Raw genomic sequence first — 13967 nt, 5'->3', positions numbered from 1 at the left:
ATTATTAATATGTGTTAAAATTCAATACGTTGAATAAATATTAATTTTGTAACCAATGAATCTATTAAAATAAGCTTACAAATTAGGGGGAATACAAGATGAAGAAGGTATTAATACTATTGTTAACGATGGTAATGGCAATTGGTCTTGCAGCCTGCGGTACGAGCGAGAAGGCAAGCAAAGCGGGTGAAGGTAAAAAGGTGTTAGTAATGGGAACATCTGCCGATTATGCACCATTTGAATATATCGAAACAGAAAAAAGTGATGAAATTATTGGCTTTGATGTTGATTTAGCAAAGGCGATTGCGGGTAAACTAGGCTATAAAGTAGAAGTTAAGGACATGGAGTTCAATGGATTGGTTCAAGCACTTAAATCTGGACAAGCTGACTTTGTTTTAGCAGGAATGACACCGACAGAAAAGAGAAAAAAGAATGTCGATTTTAGTGATATTTATTATACTGCCGGATTTATGATTGTTTCTAAAAAAGATAGCGGTATTAACAAACTTGAAGATTTAAAGGGGAAGACAGTGGGTGTTCAGCTTGGTTCTATTCAGGAAGGACAAGCTAAAGAGATCGCTAAAACAATTGATATCAAAATTGAAGACCGTAACCGTATTCCAGATCTAATCCAAGAAATTAAATCAGGCCGATTTGATTCAGCTATCATTGAAGATACAGTGGCGAAAGGGTATCTTACAAATGAGAAGGATTTAGCAGGTTTTACCTTTGAAGCCAAAGGTGTAGAAGGTTCGGCAATAGCGTTTCCGAAAAATAGTGATTTAACAGAAAAGTTTAATCAAGAATTAAAGAAAATGAAGGAAAATGGCGAACTGGATAAATTAGTTGTGAAGTGGTTTGGCGGAGAGCAAAAATAATCTTCTTGACCTAGAGACGTTTGGAAAGATTTCTCTCTTCCGGACGTCTCTGCTATTTTCGATAGAAAGGAAAGTATCTGCATGGATTTGGATTTTATGCAATTTATCCCTTCAATACCCTATATCCTAAAAGGAATCCTTGTTACACTGAAAATTGTCGTTTTAGCAGCCGTGCTGGGATTTGTTTTTGGGGTAATATTATCTCTGTTTAAAATCAGCAAAATCAAACTGCTAGGCTGGTTTGCTGACTTTTATACATCGATCTTCCGCGGTACACCACTTGTTTTGCAGTTAATGTTAATTTACTTTGGATCACCGCAGATTTTTGGTTTTCAAATTGAACCGTATACTGCAGCAATCCTTTCTTTTTCACTCAATTCAGGTGCTTATATTTCAGAAATTATCAGGGCCGGTATCCTGGCCATCGATAAAGGACAGCAGGAAGCCGCAATGGCTTTAGGCGTCCCTTACGGAAAAATGATGTGGGATATTATCCTCCCACAGGCATTGAAAAACATTTTGCCGGCACTAATGAACGAATTTATAACACTTACAAAAGAATCGGCGATTGTTACAACAATCGGTGTAATGGATATTATGCGTCGTTCTTATCAGGTGGGAGCGCAGTATTACTCTTATTTTGAACCATTAATTATGGCCGGTATTATTTATTATTTAATGGTTATTGCCTTAACCTTCTTAGGTAAAGCGGTGGAAAGGAGGATGAGACGCAGTGATTAAGATAGAAAATTTGTATAAAAGTTTTGGAAATCTTGAAGTCTTAAAAGGAATTTCAACGACTATTAAGGCTGGAGAGGTCGTCGCCATTATCGGGCCATCTGGTTCAGGGAAATCTACCTTTCTGCGCTGCATGAATATGCTCGAGACTCCTACTAGTGGGGAAATTTGGATTAGTGATCAAGAGGCGACTGATAAAAAAACAAATATCATGAAGGTTCGGCAAAATGTCGGGATGGTATTTCAACATTTCCATCTCTTTCCTCATAAGACGGTGCTGCAAAACCTTACGTATGCACCAATGAAGGTCAAAGGGCTGTCAAAGGACCAGGCGGAGAAAACCGCTCAAGAGCTGTTAAAGAAAGTAGGTTTGTCGGAAAAAGCAAACGAGTATCCAAAAAGATTATCCGGCGGACAAAAGCAGCGGGTTGCCATTGCCAGAGCTCTAGCGATGGAGCCTGAGGTCATGCTGTTTGACGAACCGACGTCCGCACTAGACCCGGAAATGGTAAAAGAAGTATTAGAGGTAATGAAATACCTTGCTCATACCGGGATGACGATGGCTATTGTTACCCACGAAATGGGATTTGCTCGGGAAGTAGCTGATCGCGTGCTGTTCCTTGACGGCGGTGTCCTGGTTGAGGATGCTCCGCCTAAGGAGTTCTTCTCTAATCCGAAGAGCGGAAGGGCCCGCGAATTTTTAGAAAAAATGCTTTAACGAAGATGGTCTTAACGGATCATCTTTTTTGTTTAGGTTGAAGGAAGCGAATGACTGGCAGGTGACCTGAGCAAACTAGGGGAAAAAGGAAGGTGGATGTAATTGACGAACATTTTAACGCCGCTCCTGCTTACTTTTTTTCTTTCACCATTATGGCCATTAGGACCGAATCCCTTACCAGGTCACCCGTTTGTGGTTATTAACAAGAGTACGAACGAACTTGCATTAATTAACGATAACAGGGTACAGACGGTTGTCAGTGTCGGGACCGGCAAAACGGAAGAACTGACACCTGAGGGACTGTTTACGATTATCGTAAAAGCAGAGAAACCCTATTATCGCCGTGGAAATATTCCCAGCGGGGATCCTAAAAACCCTCTTGGAGCAAGGTGGATTGGCTTTGATGCCAAGGGAACAGACGGCAGAATTTACGGGATCCATGGAACAAATCAGCCGTCGACGATTGGAAAATATGTCTCCCAGGGCTGCATCCGCACACAAAATGAAGTTATCAGCTCATTATTTCCTCAAATTCCCCTAGGGACGAAAATACTCGTGACAAGAACGAAAAAAACGTTTGAAATATTGGCCAGGGAGCATGGAGCCATTAAATAGAAAAAAGGGACTGTTCAAACAGAACAGTCCCTAATTTTATGTTAGGATAAGAATTGACCGATTCCAATAAGGAGGGTGGATGCCAGCATTGCGAACAACATTAAATAGACGATAATTTTTCTCTTTTTTTTATTTTTCAAAATGAATTCCTCCTATAATCTTTTCATTAATTATATTGTACAAGGAAAAACTTGAATGAACAACGGAAACAACTATGCAATTTAGGAAGGATTTATGAACTTTTTCACGAATACAATAAATGTCGAAAATTATTTTACTATTGAACAGAGGGGTAAAAATGATTAACAAAGTTGACCATATTGGCATTGCGGTCAAGTCAATCGAAGCAGTATTGCCATTTTACACGGAAGTATTAGGGCTGCCTTTATTAGGGATTGAAGAAGTAGATAGCCAAAAGGTTAAAGTGGCCTTCTTAAAGGCGGGAGAGACAAAACTGGAATTGCTTGAGCCAATGTCACCGGAAAGTGCGGTGGCCAAATTTATTGAAAAACGCGGTGAAGGCATACATCATGTTGCCCTTGGAGTTAAATCCATTGAAGAAAGAATTGTCGAATTAAAGGAAAAAGGAATTCGCATGATTGATGAAAATTCCCGGCTGGGTGCAGGTGGTGCTGATATCGCTTTCATGCATCCGAAATCAGCAGCTGGGGTGTTATTTGAGCTTTGTGAGAAGAAAGAGAAGAAGGGGTAATCGGAATGGACATCTATGAGAAAATTAATGAACTATATGATAAACGTAGAGAGGTAGAGCTTGGCGGCGGGGACGAACGCATCGAAAAACAGCATGAAAAGGGGAAATTAACCGCTCGGGAACGGATTGAGCTGTTAGTAGATAAAGGTACCTTTGTCGAATTGAATCCGTTTATTGAGCATCGAACAACTGATTTTGGCATGGATGAACAAAAAGGTCCCGGCGAAGGGGTTGTGACTGGTTACGGTAAGGTGAACGGCCGCCCGATTTATTTATTTTCTCAAGACTTTACAGTATTCGGCGGTGCCCTGGGGGAAATGCATGCGAAAAAAATTGCTGCCGTTATGGATTTAGCCGCAAAAAACGGGACACCTTTTGTCGGCTTAAATGACTCAGGAGGCGCACGTATTCAGGAAGGTGTCGTTTCCTTAGATGGGTATGGACATATCTTCTATCGCAACTCAATTTATTCAGGGGTAATTCCACAAATCTCCGTCATTATGGGACCATGTGCCGGCGGAGCGGTTTACTCTCCGGCAATTACGGATTTTGTATTCATGGTGGAAAAAACGAGTCAAATGTTTATTACCGGTCCAAAGGTAATTGAGACCGTCACCGGCGAGAAAATCTCTGCTGAAGATCTTGGCGGAGCAAATGTACATAATACAATCAGCGGCAACGCACATTTCAGCGGGGCAACGGAAGAACAGGTGCTGAAGCAGGTTCGCCGGCTGTTAAGTTATTTGCCGCAGAACAATCAAGAAATGCCGCCATTGGCTGCTGTGGAGGAGTCAGGTGATTATCGTCCGGATTTAACCGATGTGATTCCCTTTGATGCTGTCCGGCCATATGATGTCCGAAACGTCATTGAGCAGGTGGTAGACCGCGAGTCGTTTATGGAGATTCACAAAGATTTTGCGAAAAATATTGTTGTAGGCTTTGCCCGAATCAAAGGGGAGACGGTGGGTTTAGTTTGCAATCAGCCGAAAGTGATGGCAGGCGGTTTAGATATTGATTCCTCTGATAAAGCAGCGCGGTTTATTCGTACTTGTGATTCTTTTAATATTCCGATTATAACCTTCGAGGATGTAACCGGATTTTTCCCGGGAGTTAAGCAGGAGCATGGCGGGATTATCCGCCACGGAGCAAAAATATTATATGCCTATTCCGAAGCAACCGTTCCGAAACTGACAGTTATTTTACGAAAAGCTTATGGTGGTGCGTATGTAGCCTTAAATAGTAAATCAATTGGGGCTGATCTCGTATTCGCTTGGCCGAATGCGGAAATCGCGGTAATGGGACCGCAGGGGGCAGCAAATATTATATTTGCTAAGGAAATTCAAAACAGCGAGAACCCAGAGCGGACAAGACAGCAGAAAATTGAGGAATATCGTGATAAATTTGCGAATCCGTACGTAGCAGCCTCAAGGGGCATGGTCGATGATGTCATTGATCCACGCGAAACTAGAATAAAAATTATTCAAGCATTGGAAATGTTGCGCAATAAGAAAGAATTAAGGCCATACAAAAAACATGGAAATATCCCGTTATAAATTTATTGGATACCTGTCATTTGAAGCGGTGAAATCGAAAAGGTATACTGATATAGTGAGTACATAAATGGAGGGGTCAACTAATGGTGAATCAAGAACGCCTGTTAAATGAATTTTTAGAGCTTGTCCAAATTGATTCGGAAACAAAATTTGAGACAGAAATTGCCAAGGTGTTAAAACAAAAATTTACGGATTTAGGTCTTGAAGTATTTGAAGACGATACAACCTCAGTAACAGGGCACGGCGCGGGGAACTTAGTATGTACACTCCCAGCAACAAAAGATGGTGTCGACCCGATTTATTTTTCCTGTCATATGGATACGGTAACGCCTGCGAAAGGAGTTAAACCTTCAATTAAAGACGGCTATGTTGTTACTGACGGTACAACCATCCTTGGTGCCGATGATAAAACCGGTATCGCAGTCATGCTTGAAACCATCCGTTTATTAAAAGAAAACAATCTTCCACACGGGTTGATTCAATTCGTCATCTCTGTCGGAGAGGAATCAGGTCTTCATGGGGCAAAAGCATTAGATCCGGCATTATTAAAAGCGAAATATGGCTATGCCCTTGATAGCGACGGCTTAGTTGGTAATGTCGTTGTGGCCGCGCCAACACAGGCAAAAGTAAAGGCTGCTATTTACGGTAAAACAGCTCATGCTGGTGTGGCACCGGAAAAAGGCGTTTCAGCCATCACGATTGCGGCAAAATCAATTGCGAAAATGCCGCTTGGTCGAATTGATCATGAAACAACAGCAAACATCGGCCGTTTTGAAGGCGGACAGGCGACCAATATCGTTTGCGACCGCGTTGATATTCTAGCAGAGGCACGTTCGCTGATCCCTGAAAAAATGGAAGCACAGGTAGCCAAGATGAAAGAAGCATTCGAATCTGTTGCTGCAGATATGGGAGGCAGAGCGGAAGTGGATGTAGAAGTCATGTATCCTGGGTTTAAGTTTGACGAAGGCGACCAGGTTGTAGAAATTGCTAAGAAAGCAGCAGCAAAAATTAACCGCAGCTGTGAACTGCAGCATAGCGGCGGCGGCAGCGACGCCAATGTCTTTAATGGCTTCGGTATTCCGACCGTTAACCTTGCTGTCGGCTATGAGGAAATCCATACAACTAATGAGCGCATGCCGCTTGAGGAACTATACAAGCTGGCGGAAATGACCCTGGCAATTATCGATGAAGTAACAAACCAATAATTTCATTAAAGGAGAGCCTGGTACGTTAGGCTCTCCTTTTTGCTATAATATAAAGGCAAGAATGATTTAAAAGGATGTGTCTGCATGAAAGAGATGTATCCAAAAAACGGACGAGTCATTTTACATGTTGATATGAATAGCTTCTATGCCTCGGTAGAAATGGCCTATGATCCCACTCTTAAGGGAAAGCCGCTGGCGATTGCCGGAAATGTTGAGGAGCGGAGAGGGATTATTGTTACCTGCAGCTATGAGGCGAGAAAATTTGGTGTAAAAACGACCATGCCCCTGTGGGAAGCGAAAAAACTGTGCCCTCAGCTGATTGTCAAAAAGCCGAACTTTGAGCGTTATCGGGCTGCATCCATTGGCATGTTTGAAATATTAAGGCAATATACCTCCCTGGTGGAACCTGTTTCTATTGATGAGGGCTATATGGATATTACTGAAAGCTTTGAACTGGGTACTCCCATCGAGATTGCCGAAAGTATTCAAAATAGAATTCTCAAACAGCTTGACTTACCCTGCAGTATCGGAATAGCCCCGAATAAATTTTTAGCTAAAACGGCTTCTGATATGAAAAAACCGCTCGGGATTACAATCCTTCGCAAGCGTGATATTCCTGCGGCCCTCTGGCCGCTGCAAGCCAATGAAATGCATGGGGTTGGTAAAAAAACAGCAGAGAAGCTCAAAACCATCGGGATTCACACCATTGGGGATTTAGCGAAAGCAAATGAGCTGCAGCTAAAAAGCCTGCTTGGCATTAATGGAATTCGCTTGAAAGAGCGGGCTAATGGTTTTGACAAACGTCCTGTCGACCCGGAGGCAATTGAGGAATTTAAAAGTATCGGGAATTCCACTACTCTTCCAAGGGATATCAGCAATCAGCAAGAACTGTTCCATGTACTGGAATCACTGGCGGAAACAGTGTCCATCAGGCTGAAACGAAAAAATGTTTTAGCAGCTGTATTAGGCATTACCATCCGTTTTAAGGATCGAAAAACGATTACAAGAAGCAAAAAGCTCGCTAATCCCATTTATCATAAAGACGATATTGCTCAAATTGCCAAACAGCTATTTCTAAAGCATTGGAATGGAGACCCGATCCGATTATTAGGGATCACCGGATATGACTTAGTAGAGGTAGATCAAGCGTATAAGCAATTGGATTTATTCTCCTATGAAAAAGACGCGAAAAAAGAGCCGTTGCTTCATACACTTTCAAGCTTACGTGAAAAGTTCGGGAAACATATTATCGAAAGTGCCGGGTCCCATAAGGTTGACCCGAAACATGATATTGGAACCGCCACAAGCTTTAATAAAGATTTTCTTCGTTCGTTGCCGCATCAAGATGAGGAACCAGAATAAAAGCTCCACTTGCCTAATTTTCTTAGCATGTGGAGCTTTTATAGTTGTGTTAGATTTTCTTATTTACAAGTATCGACGTCTAGGTCAGCTACCGGCCACCAGAAAAAGCCGTCTTTTTCCAAGAGTTTGTCGGCTGCTTCCGGGCCCATTGTACCGGAAGCATAGTTTGGAAAGTCAGCCTTTTCATTGGCCCATACATTTGAGATCTTATCAACAAATGCCCACGAATAAGCAACCTCGTCCCAATGAGTGAAATTCGTCGCATCGCCGCGCATACAGTCGTAAAGAAGCTTTTCATATCCTTCCGGTGTATTCATGGCGTTTGTTCCCGTATTAGAAAAGCTTAGCTTTACCGTTTGGGCATCAAGATGGCCTCCTGCATGCTTAGCATTCAAGTGCAGGGTAATGCCTTCTTCCGGCTGAATGTGAATCACTAACAGGTTTGGATTCAGCATTTTTTCCGGCTGATAATATAAATTCATCGGAATATCCTTGAACTGAATAACAATTTTCGTTGACTTGGTTTCCATTCTTTTTCCTGTTCGGATATAAAATGGAACACCGGCCCAGCGGAAGTTATCAATCATGACTTTTCCGGCCACAAACGTTTCCGTATTAGATTCTTGATCCACCATTGGCTCGTCGCGGTATTTCGGAACTTGATTCCCGTTAATGGTACCGGCATCATATTGGCCGCGGACAAAATAATTTTTTACCTCTTCACCCTTGATGGTCCTTAGTGAACGGAATACACGGACTTTTTCGGAGCGGATTTCATCGGTTGTCAGGCTGATTGGCGGTTCCATCGCCAATAGCGCCACCATTTGCAGCATATGGTTTTGCAGCATGTCGCGAAGCGCACCGCTTGATTCATAATAACGTCCACGTTCTTCAACCCCTAGGCTTTCACTGGATGTAACCTGAATATTAGAAATGTAGCGGTTATTCCAAAGTGGTTCAAAAATCGCATTAGCAAAGCGGATGACCTCAATATTTCGGACCATTTCTTTTCCTAAATAATGGTCAATCCGATAAATTTCTTCTTCGGAAAAGGCAGTTCGAATTTGTTTATTTAATTCCTTTGCCGATTCTAAGTCATGACCGAACGGTTTTTCAATAACAAGGCGCTTATAGCCTTTTACATCTGTTAATCCATCTGATTTCAAATGCAAAGCAATCGGACCGAAGAATTCCGGAGCCATTGCCAGATAGAAAATCCGGTTGCCGTCTAGCTGGTAATGTTCATCAATTTCGTCCGCCAGCTTTCTTAAAGCTGCATATGAACTTGAATCAGCAACATCATGTGATTGGTAGTAAAAATGGTTAACGAATTGTTCAATGTCTTGCTTTTCGCCTAACGCAGCTGAGACCGATTCTTTTACAGATTTTTGAAACTCATCATTTGAAAGGGTTCTTCGGCCCACTCCAATAACTGCAAACCGTTCTGATAATTTGCCGCGTTCAAATAATCGGTAAAGGGAAGGGAATAGCTTTCGTTTTGCCAAATCACCTGTTGCCCCGAAAATCATAATCAATGAAGCCATGTTTTGTTCCACGATTTCGTTACCTCTCTTCTTGCAGCTTACCCGCTATGTATTTATGACCAAAAATAATAGTATCTGTTTCTCTTAGATTTCTCAAATATATTGATTTGCATGTATGAAATTACTTGAACGAACAAGGATTTTGGGCAATTAAAGGGCATTTGTGCTATATTATCCATATTGGATATTTGGGATCGGAGGTTTTGTTGTTGGATATATTTTTCTTAGGGACAGGCGCCGGGATGCCGGCGAAACTTCGCAATGTGACATCAATCGCGCTTAAGCTGCTGGAGGAGCGCGGGGCGATTTGGCTGTTTGATGCGGGCGAAGCTACGCAGCATCAAATTTTACATACATCAATCAAACCGAGGCGGATTGAAAAAATTTTTATCACCCATCTTCATGGCGACCATATATATGGTCTTCCCGGATTATTATCAAGCCGCTCGTTTCAAGGCGGAGATACAGAGGTTACCGTATATGGACCAAAAGGGATTAAAGAATTTCTGCAGGTAAGTCTGTCAATCAGCCAGACGTATTTGAAATATCCGTTAACGGTAGCAGAAATTGACGAGGGTGTGATTTTTGAGGATGAGCAATTTTTGGTAGAGGCGAAAATTTTGGATCATGGCATCACCTCTTTTGGTTATCGGGTTGTAGAGAAAGACAGACCAGGCACATTGCTGGCTGATAAGCTGATGGAGGCGGGGGTGCAGCCGGGACCAATTTTTCGAAAGATAAAGAACGGTGAAACAGTTACGTTGGAAGATGGCCGGGTGATTGAACCGGAGGAGTTTTTAGGACCTGCACAAAAAGGGAGGATTGTAACAATTCTAGGAGATACCAGGTTTTGTGAGAACGCGGTTTCGCTGGCGAAGGATGCGGACCTGTTAATTCATGAGGCCACCTTCTCGAAGGGAGAGGAGAAGCTTGCTTCTGATTACTTTCATTCGACAACCCACCAGGCGGCAGAGATTGCGAAAAAGGCCGGATGTAAGCAATTATGTTTGACTCATATTAGCTCGCGGTATGACCGGGCGGCATGGCTGGAATTAGCGGCCGAAGCACAGGAAATATTCGAGAATACCGAAATAGCCGAGGATTTTAAGGAAATTACAATTCCATATAGATAGGTATGCCTAAGGACAGAATGGGGTGCGTCCCTCGAAAAATGTCTTTAATAACAAAAGGGTCTCATATAGTTCTGAGACCCTTTTGTTTTAAACTAATTACCATCCGCGCTGGTACTGCTTTGGTGCTTCCATTTCAACACCAAGCTCTTTCGCGGCAGTCCGCGGCCAGTACGGGTCGCGCAGTAATTCACGAGCTAAAAAGACTAAGTCTGCGCGATCATTTTGTAAAATTTCCTCCGCCTGAATAGGAGTGGTGATTAGGCCAACCGCACCGGTATCGATTCCGGCGCCATGCTTAATTGTTTCGGAAAACGGCACTTGATAGCCTGGATATACATTAATGCGTGCCGGGACAACGGCACCGGAGCTGACATCAATTAAATCAACACCCTGCTCCTTCATCCACTTGGCAAATAATATGTAATCTTCTGGTGTTAACCCGTCTTCATGGTAATCATTCGCGGAAACGCGGACAAACAACGGACCGTCCCAAACGGTTTTCACCGCATCAATCACTTCCCGAAGAATGCGATAGCGGTTTTCAGCATTTCCCCCATATTCATCCGTTCTTTTATTCGATAGTGGAGACAGGAATTCGTTAAGCAAGTACCCATGTGCGCCGTGAAGCTCAATCACATCAAAGCCAGCTTTCTTCGCCCGCTCCGCACCTTTTTTAAATGCTTCAACAGTTTGTTCAATATCTGCTTTCGTCATTTCCTTTGGGGTTTTTGATTTTTCGTTAAAAGCGAGGGCTGATGGGGCAATAATTTCCCCCTCTAACTCGGCTTTCCGGCCGGCGTGGGCCAGTTGAATGCCCATTTTAGCGCCATGTTCTTTTGCAAGTTCAACAAGCTCTTGGAGCCCTTTAACATGTTCATCGCTCCAAATCCCCAAATCCTGCGGTGAGATTCGCCCCTGTGGTGTAACCGCGGTTGCTTCAACAATAATGAGTCCCACTTGTCCGACTGCTCTAGACGTGTAGTGTGTACGATGCCAATTTTGCACATGCCCATCTTCGTTGTGGCTTGAGTACATGCACATTGGTGACATGACAATTCGGTTTTTCATTGTGACACCCTTAATACTATAAGGGGAAAATAATTTTACTGTCATTCTCAAAAACCTCCTTCAAAATTTTCCACTTTTAGTATAGCAAAGACATACGAAATCATGTGCAATCTATGCTCTATCTTTTTCTCTTAGTTCACTTAGACGATAGGTGGTTCCCCGCCAGACAATCCCGCCGCGCTTAAATGTCAAAAAGCTTGCCCGGATAATCGAATAAATAAACAACAATGCGGTAATCGGTAGTACGAGAAACATAGCAGGGGAGAAGACGGTCATTCGTTTGATGATGAAAAAGTAATGAATCCCGCTTAACACGATATTTCCTAAGCTCAGCAGGGCAATTATTTTATTGTCTGAAAAAACAGCAATAAACGGCAGGACATTGGTGGTGAACACACCAAATATTGCGATAAACACCATGCTGATTCGGTAATTTAACCCGGCAAATGTATTTTTCTCTAAACCGACAAATGCCTCCTTTAGGCTTCCATACCACTCTACTTCTATTAACGGCAATGCCGTAACAATTCGCTGCCTGTAACCGGCTTTTTTTAGTTTCATGCCGAGCTGCAAATCGTCATCGGGGCGCATTTTTATTTTTTCATGGGTGCCAAATGCCTCATAAGCTGACTTTCGTAAAAGATTGAAAGCCCCAATGCCGGTGCCGATTTTCGATTTTGGGTTATTGGCCATCCACGGACGCTTATAAAAAGAAAACCCAAAGAGAAAAAAGGCCACAAATGTTTTAAGCCAAAAGCTTTTAGCGTTAAGGTTTGGGGCAGCGGTTAAATGATCCAGCTGGTGCCTTTCAAAGTAATGCAGCGCTTTGGTGAAAGCTTGCGGTTCATATTTAACATCCGCATCCGTAAACAACAGCCATTTTCCAGATGCCTCAAGAGCTCCAGTATATAAGGCGTGATTTTTTCCGAGCCAGCCTTCCGGTAAGGTTTCAATATGGATGACGGATATTCGTGCGTCTAGCTCCGCCAATTTGTCCATAATAGCTCCTGTTTGGTCAGTGGACCGGTCGTTTACGAGAATCCATTCCACATTTTGATAGGTTTGCTTCAGCTGGCTCAGAATGCTTGCTTTTATTTGCTTTTCTTCATTGCGTGCCGCCACAATGACAGATAATAACGGACCTGTTTCTAAGTTCTTTTCCTTTTCTAATGCTTCTAGATTCCGCAGGCCAAGAAGGGCATCCGCTAGAAATCCGAGCCAAACAAGAATCCCAATGGCGAATAGCACGGTAAGTATGATTTCCATCTTTCCAAATCCTTTTTTGAAATGTTATCTTCAGTATATGAAAGATGCAAAGAAAGTACCAGAAAGGGGCACCTGTTAATATACTTTAAGCTGGGAACATAAGGCATCGCCCATTTTTTTTGACTGAGTGGCGGCAGCTTTGATACAGGAAATAAAAGCTTGCTGAACTCCGTTTGCTTCCAAGATTTGCACCCCTGCTTCGGTAGTTCCGCCTGGACTTGTCACTTCCCGGCGCAGCTGTTCTGGCGGCTTTGCTGAGCTTTTGACCATTTCCGCCGCACCGATTAATGTTTGCACAATAAGCTGTTTTGCTATCTGTTTTTCCAGGCCGATTTCTACTGCACTCTTTTCCATTGCCTCAATCAAATAATATATATAGGCCGGGCCGCTCCCAGAAAGTCCGGTTACGGCATCGAGCTGGCTCTCCTCGACGAAGGCGGCCAGGCCGACCGTTTCGAACAGCTTCCGTGCCATTTCCAGCTGGCTTTCCGAGACACGTTCGTTTATCGCAATGGCTGTTGCCGATTTTCCCACTGCTGCGGATGTATTTGGCATGGCCCTTGCAATTGCCAGCTGCCGTCCGGCCAGCATTTCAATCGTATTCATGGAAACACCGGCCAGCACGGAAACAATCAGCATTTCTTCTGTTAAATATTTACGGATTTTATCAATTGCCGTCGCAGCATCCTTTGGTTTCATTGCCAGCATGACAATATCAGTATCTATAAAAAGTTCATTTAAATCATAAGACCCGTTGATCCCGTAACGCTCTTCTAAATAATCCAGCCTTACCTTGTTAGAGTGGTTGGTTACCCAGACGTTTTTTCGATTTACTAACCCATTTTCTAAAATACCTGAAATAAACGCTTCAGCCATGGAACCGCCGCCGATAATTGTCATTTTTTTCATGGAAAATCCCCCTTTTAGTTTTTTTAAAAAAACAAAAAGACCCTTCATCCTTAAAGGACGAAAGGTCTAAGCTTCCGTGGTACCACCTTCATTTACCTCATGCAATCTTGTTCCCTGCCGAGGTTCACTCGATTCCGTTAACGCCGAAATACGTTAGGTTTGCCTAAATGCTCATAAGGTAGGTTCAATGATCAAGAGGGCGGTGAAGCCTTTCAGCCTGCTGAGCTTCACTCTCTTTCGCCGTTTCCCATTTACTGGCCTTACTC

The 13967-nt window shown here is 43.0% G+C and carries 14 protein-coding genes; 9 read left to right on the top strand and 5 right to left on the bottom strand.

The genetic code is table 11. The features are described from left to right. Positions 1–98 precede the first annotated feature (98 nt). The 4 genes from A6749_RS03435 (at position 99) to A6749_RS03420 (ending at position 2949) form a co-directional block, all read left to right on the top strand. Positions 99–878, top strand: coding sequence for a transporter substrate-binding domain-containing protein (locus tag A6749_RS03435; protein WP_066385252.1), 780 nt, complete (start codon positions 99–101; stop codon positions 876–878). 81 nt (positions 879–959) lie between these two features. Beyond that, entirely contained in the window at positions 960–1619 is a 660-nt protein-coding gene (locus A6749_RS03430) for an amino acid ABC transporter permease (protein WP_066385251.1), read from the top strand. Further along, positions 1612–2334 carry an amino acid ABC transporter ATP-binding protein gene (locus A6749_RS03425; RefSeq protein WP_066385249.1) on the top strand — a complete coding sequence of 241 codons (723 nt, stop codon included), beginning with the start codon at positions 1612–1614 and terminating at the stop codon, positions 2332–2334. The genes A6749_RS03430 and A6749_RS03425 overlap by 8 nt, the downstream gene beginning before the upstream one ends. A 102-nt stretch (positions 2335–2436) precedes the next feature. Next, on the top strand, positions 2437–2949 hold the full coding sequence (locus tag A6749_RS03420) for a L,D-transpeptidase (RefSeq protein WP_127488011.1): 513 nt from the start codon (positions 2437–2439) through the stop codon (positions 2947–2949). A gap of 41 nt (positions 2950–2990) precedes the next feature. On the opposite strand, the gene prli42 is transcribed toward A6749_RS03420, so the two are convergent. Next, positions 2991–3089 (bottom strand): stressosome-associated protein Prli42, encoded by a 99-nt coding sequence (gene prli42 / locus A6749_RS28030; RefSeq protein WP_153042998.1) that lies wholly within the window; start codon positions 3087–3089, stop codon positions 2991–2993. Between the two features lie 158 nt (positions 3090–3247). Between prli42 and mce the strand changes: the two genes are divergently transcribed. The 4 genes from mce (at position 3248) to A6749_RS03400 (ending at position 7781) form a co-directional block, all read left to right on the top strand. Continuing rightward, positions 3248–3661, top strand: coding sequence for a methylmalonyl-CoA epimerase (gene mce, locus A6749_RS03415; RefSeq protein WP_066385247.1), 414 nt, complete (start codon positions 3248–3250; stop codon positions 3659–3661). A 5-nt stretch (positions 3662–3666) separates the two neighbouring features. Next, complete coding sequence (locus A6749_RS03410; protein WP_066385244.1) at positions 3667–5214, top strand: acyl-CoA carboxylase subunit beta; 1548 nt, start codon at positions 3667–3669, stop codon at positions 5212–5214. Positions 5215–5297: 83 nt separating this feature from the next. Beyond that, a complete protein-coding gene (locus A6749_RS03405) occupies positions 5298–6419 on the top strand; it encodes a tripeptidase T (RefSeq protein WP_066385243.1) in 1122 nt (373 codons plus the stop codon). 84 nt (positions 6420–6503) lie between these two features. After that, positions 6504–7781: a DNA polymerase IV gene (locus A6749_RS03400; RefSeq protein WP_066385242.1), complete on the top strand. Its 1278-nt coding sequence runs from the start codon at positions 6504–6506 to the stop codon at positions 7779–7781. A gap of 59 nt (positions 7782–7840) precedes the next feature. On the opposite strand, the gene zwf is transcribed toward A6749_RS03400, so the two are convergent. Continuing rightward, a complete protein-coding gene (gene zwf, locus A6749_RS03395) occupies positions 7841–9310 on the bottom strand; it encodes a glucose-6-phosphate dehydrogenase (protein ID WP_066400737.1) in 1470 nt (489 codons plus the stop codon). Positions 9311–9534: 224 nt separating this feature from the next. On the opposite strand from zwf, the gene rnz reads away from it, so the two are divergent. Continuing rightward, positions 9535–10458: a ribonuclease Z gene (gene rnz / locus A6749_RS03390; protein ID WP_066385241.1), complete on the top strand. Its 924-nt coding sequence runs from the start codon at positions 9535–9537 to the stop codon at positions 10456–10458. 96 nt (positions 10459–10554) lie between these two features. Here rnz and namA read toward each other — a convergent pair whose 3' ends face one another. From namA to proC, 3 genes are all read right to left on the bottom strand, one after another. Next, positions 10555–11571, bottom strand: coding sequence for an NADPH dehydrogenase NamA (gene namA, locus A6749_RS03385; RefSeq protein ID WP_066385235.1), 1017 nt, complete (start codon positions 11569–11571; stop codon positions 10555–10557). Positions 11572–11637: 66 nt separating this feature from the next. Then, positions 11638–12792 carry a glycosyltransferase family 2 protein gene (locus A6749_RS03380; protein WP_066385233.1) on the bottom strand — a complete coding sequence of 385 codons (1155 nt, stop codon included), beginning with the start codon at positions 12790–12792 and terminating at the stop codon, positions 11638–11640. A gap of 75 nt (positions 12793–12867) precedes the next feature. Then, positions 12868–13701: a pyrroline-5-carboxylate reductase gene (proC, locus tag A6749_RS03375; RefSeq protein ID WP_066385228.1), complete on the bottom strand. Its 834-nt coding sequence runs from the start codon at positions 13699–13701 to the stop codon at positions 12868–12870. Positions 13702–13967 lie beyond the last annotated feature (266 nt).

The organism is Neobacillus mesonae (assembly GCF_001636315.1).
In the GTDB taxonomy this organism is placed as follows: domain Bacteria; phylum Bacillota; class Bacilli; order Bacillales; family Cytobacillaceae; genus Neobacillus; species Neobacillus mesonae.
The sequence above is the reverse complement of the archived record's forward strand: the minus strand, read 5'-3'. Positions and strand labels throughout refer to the sequence as shown.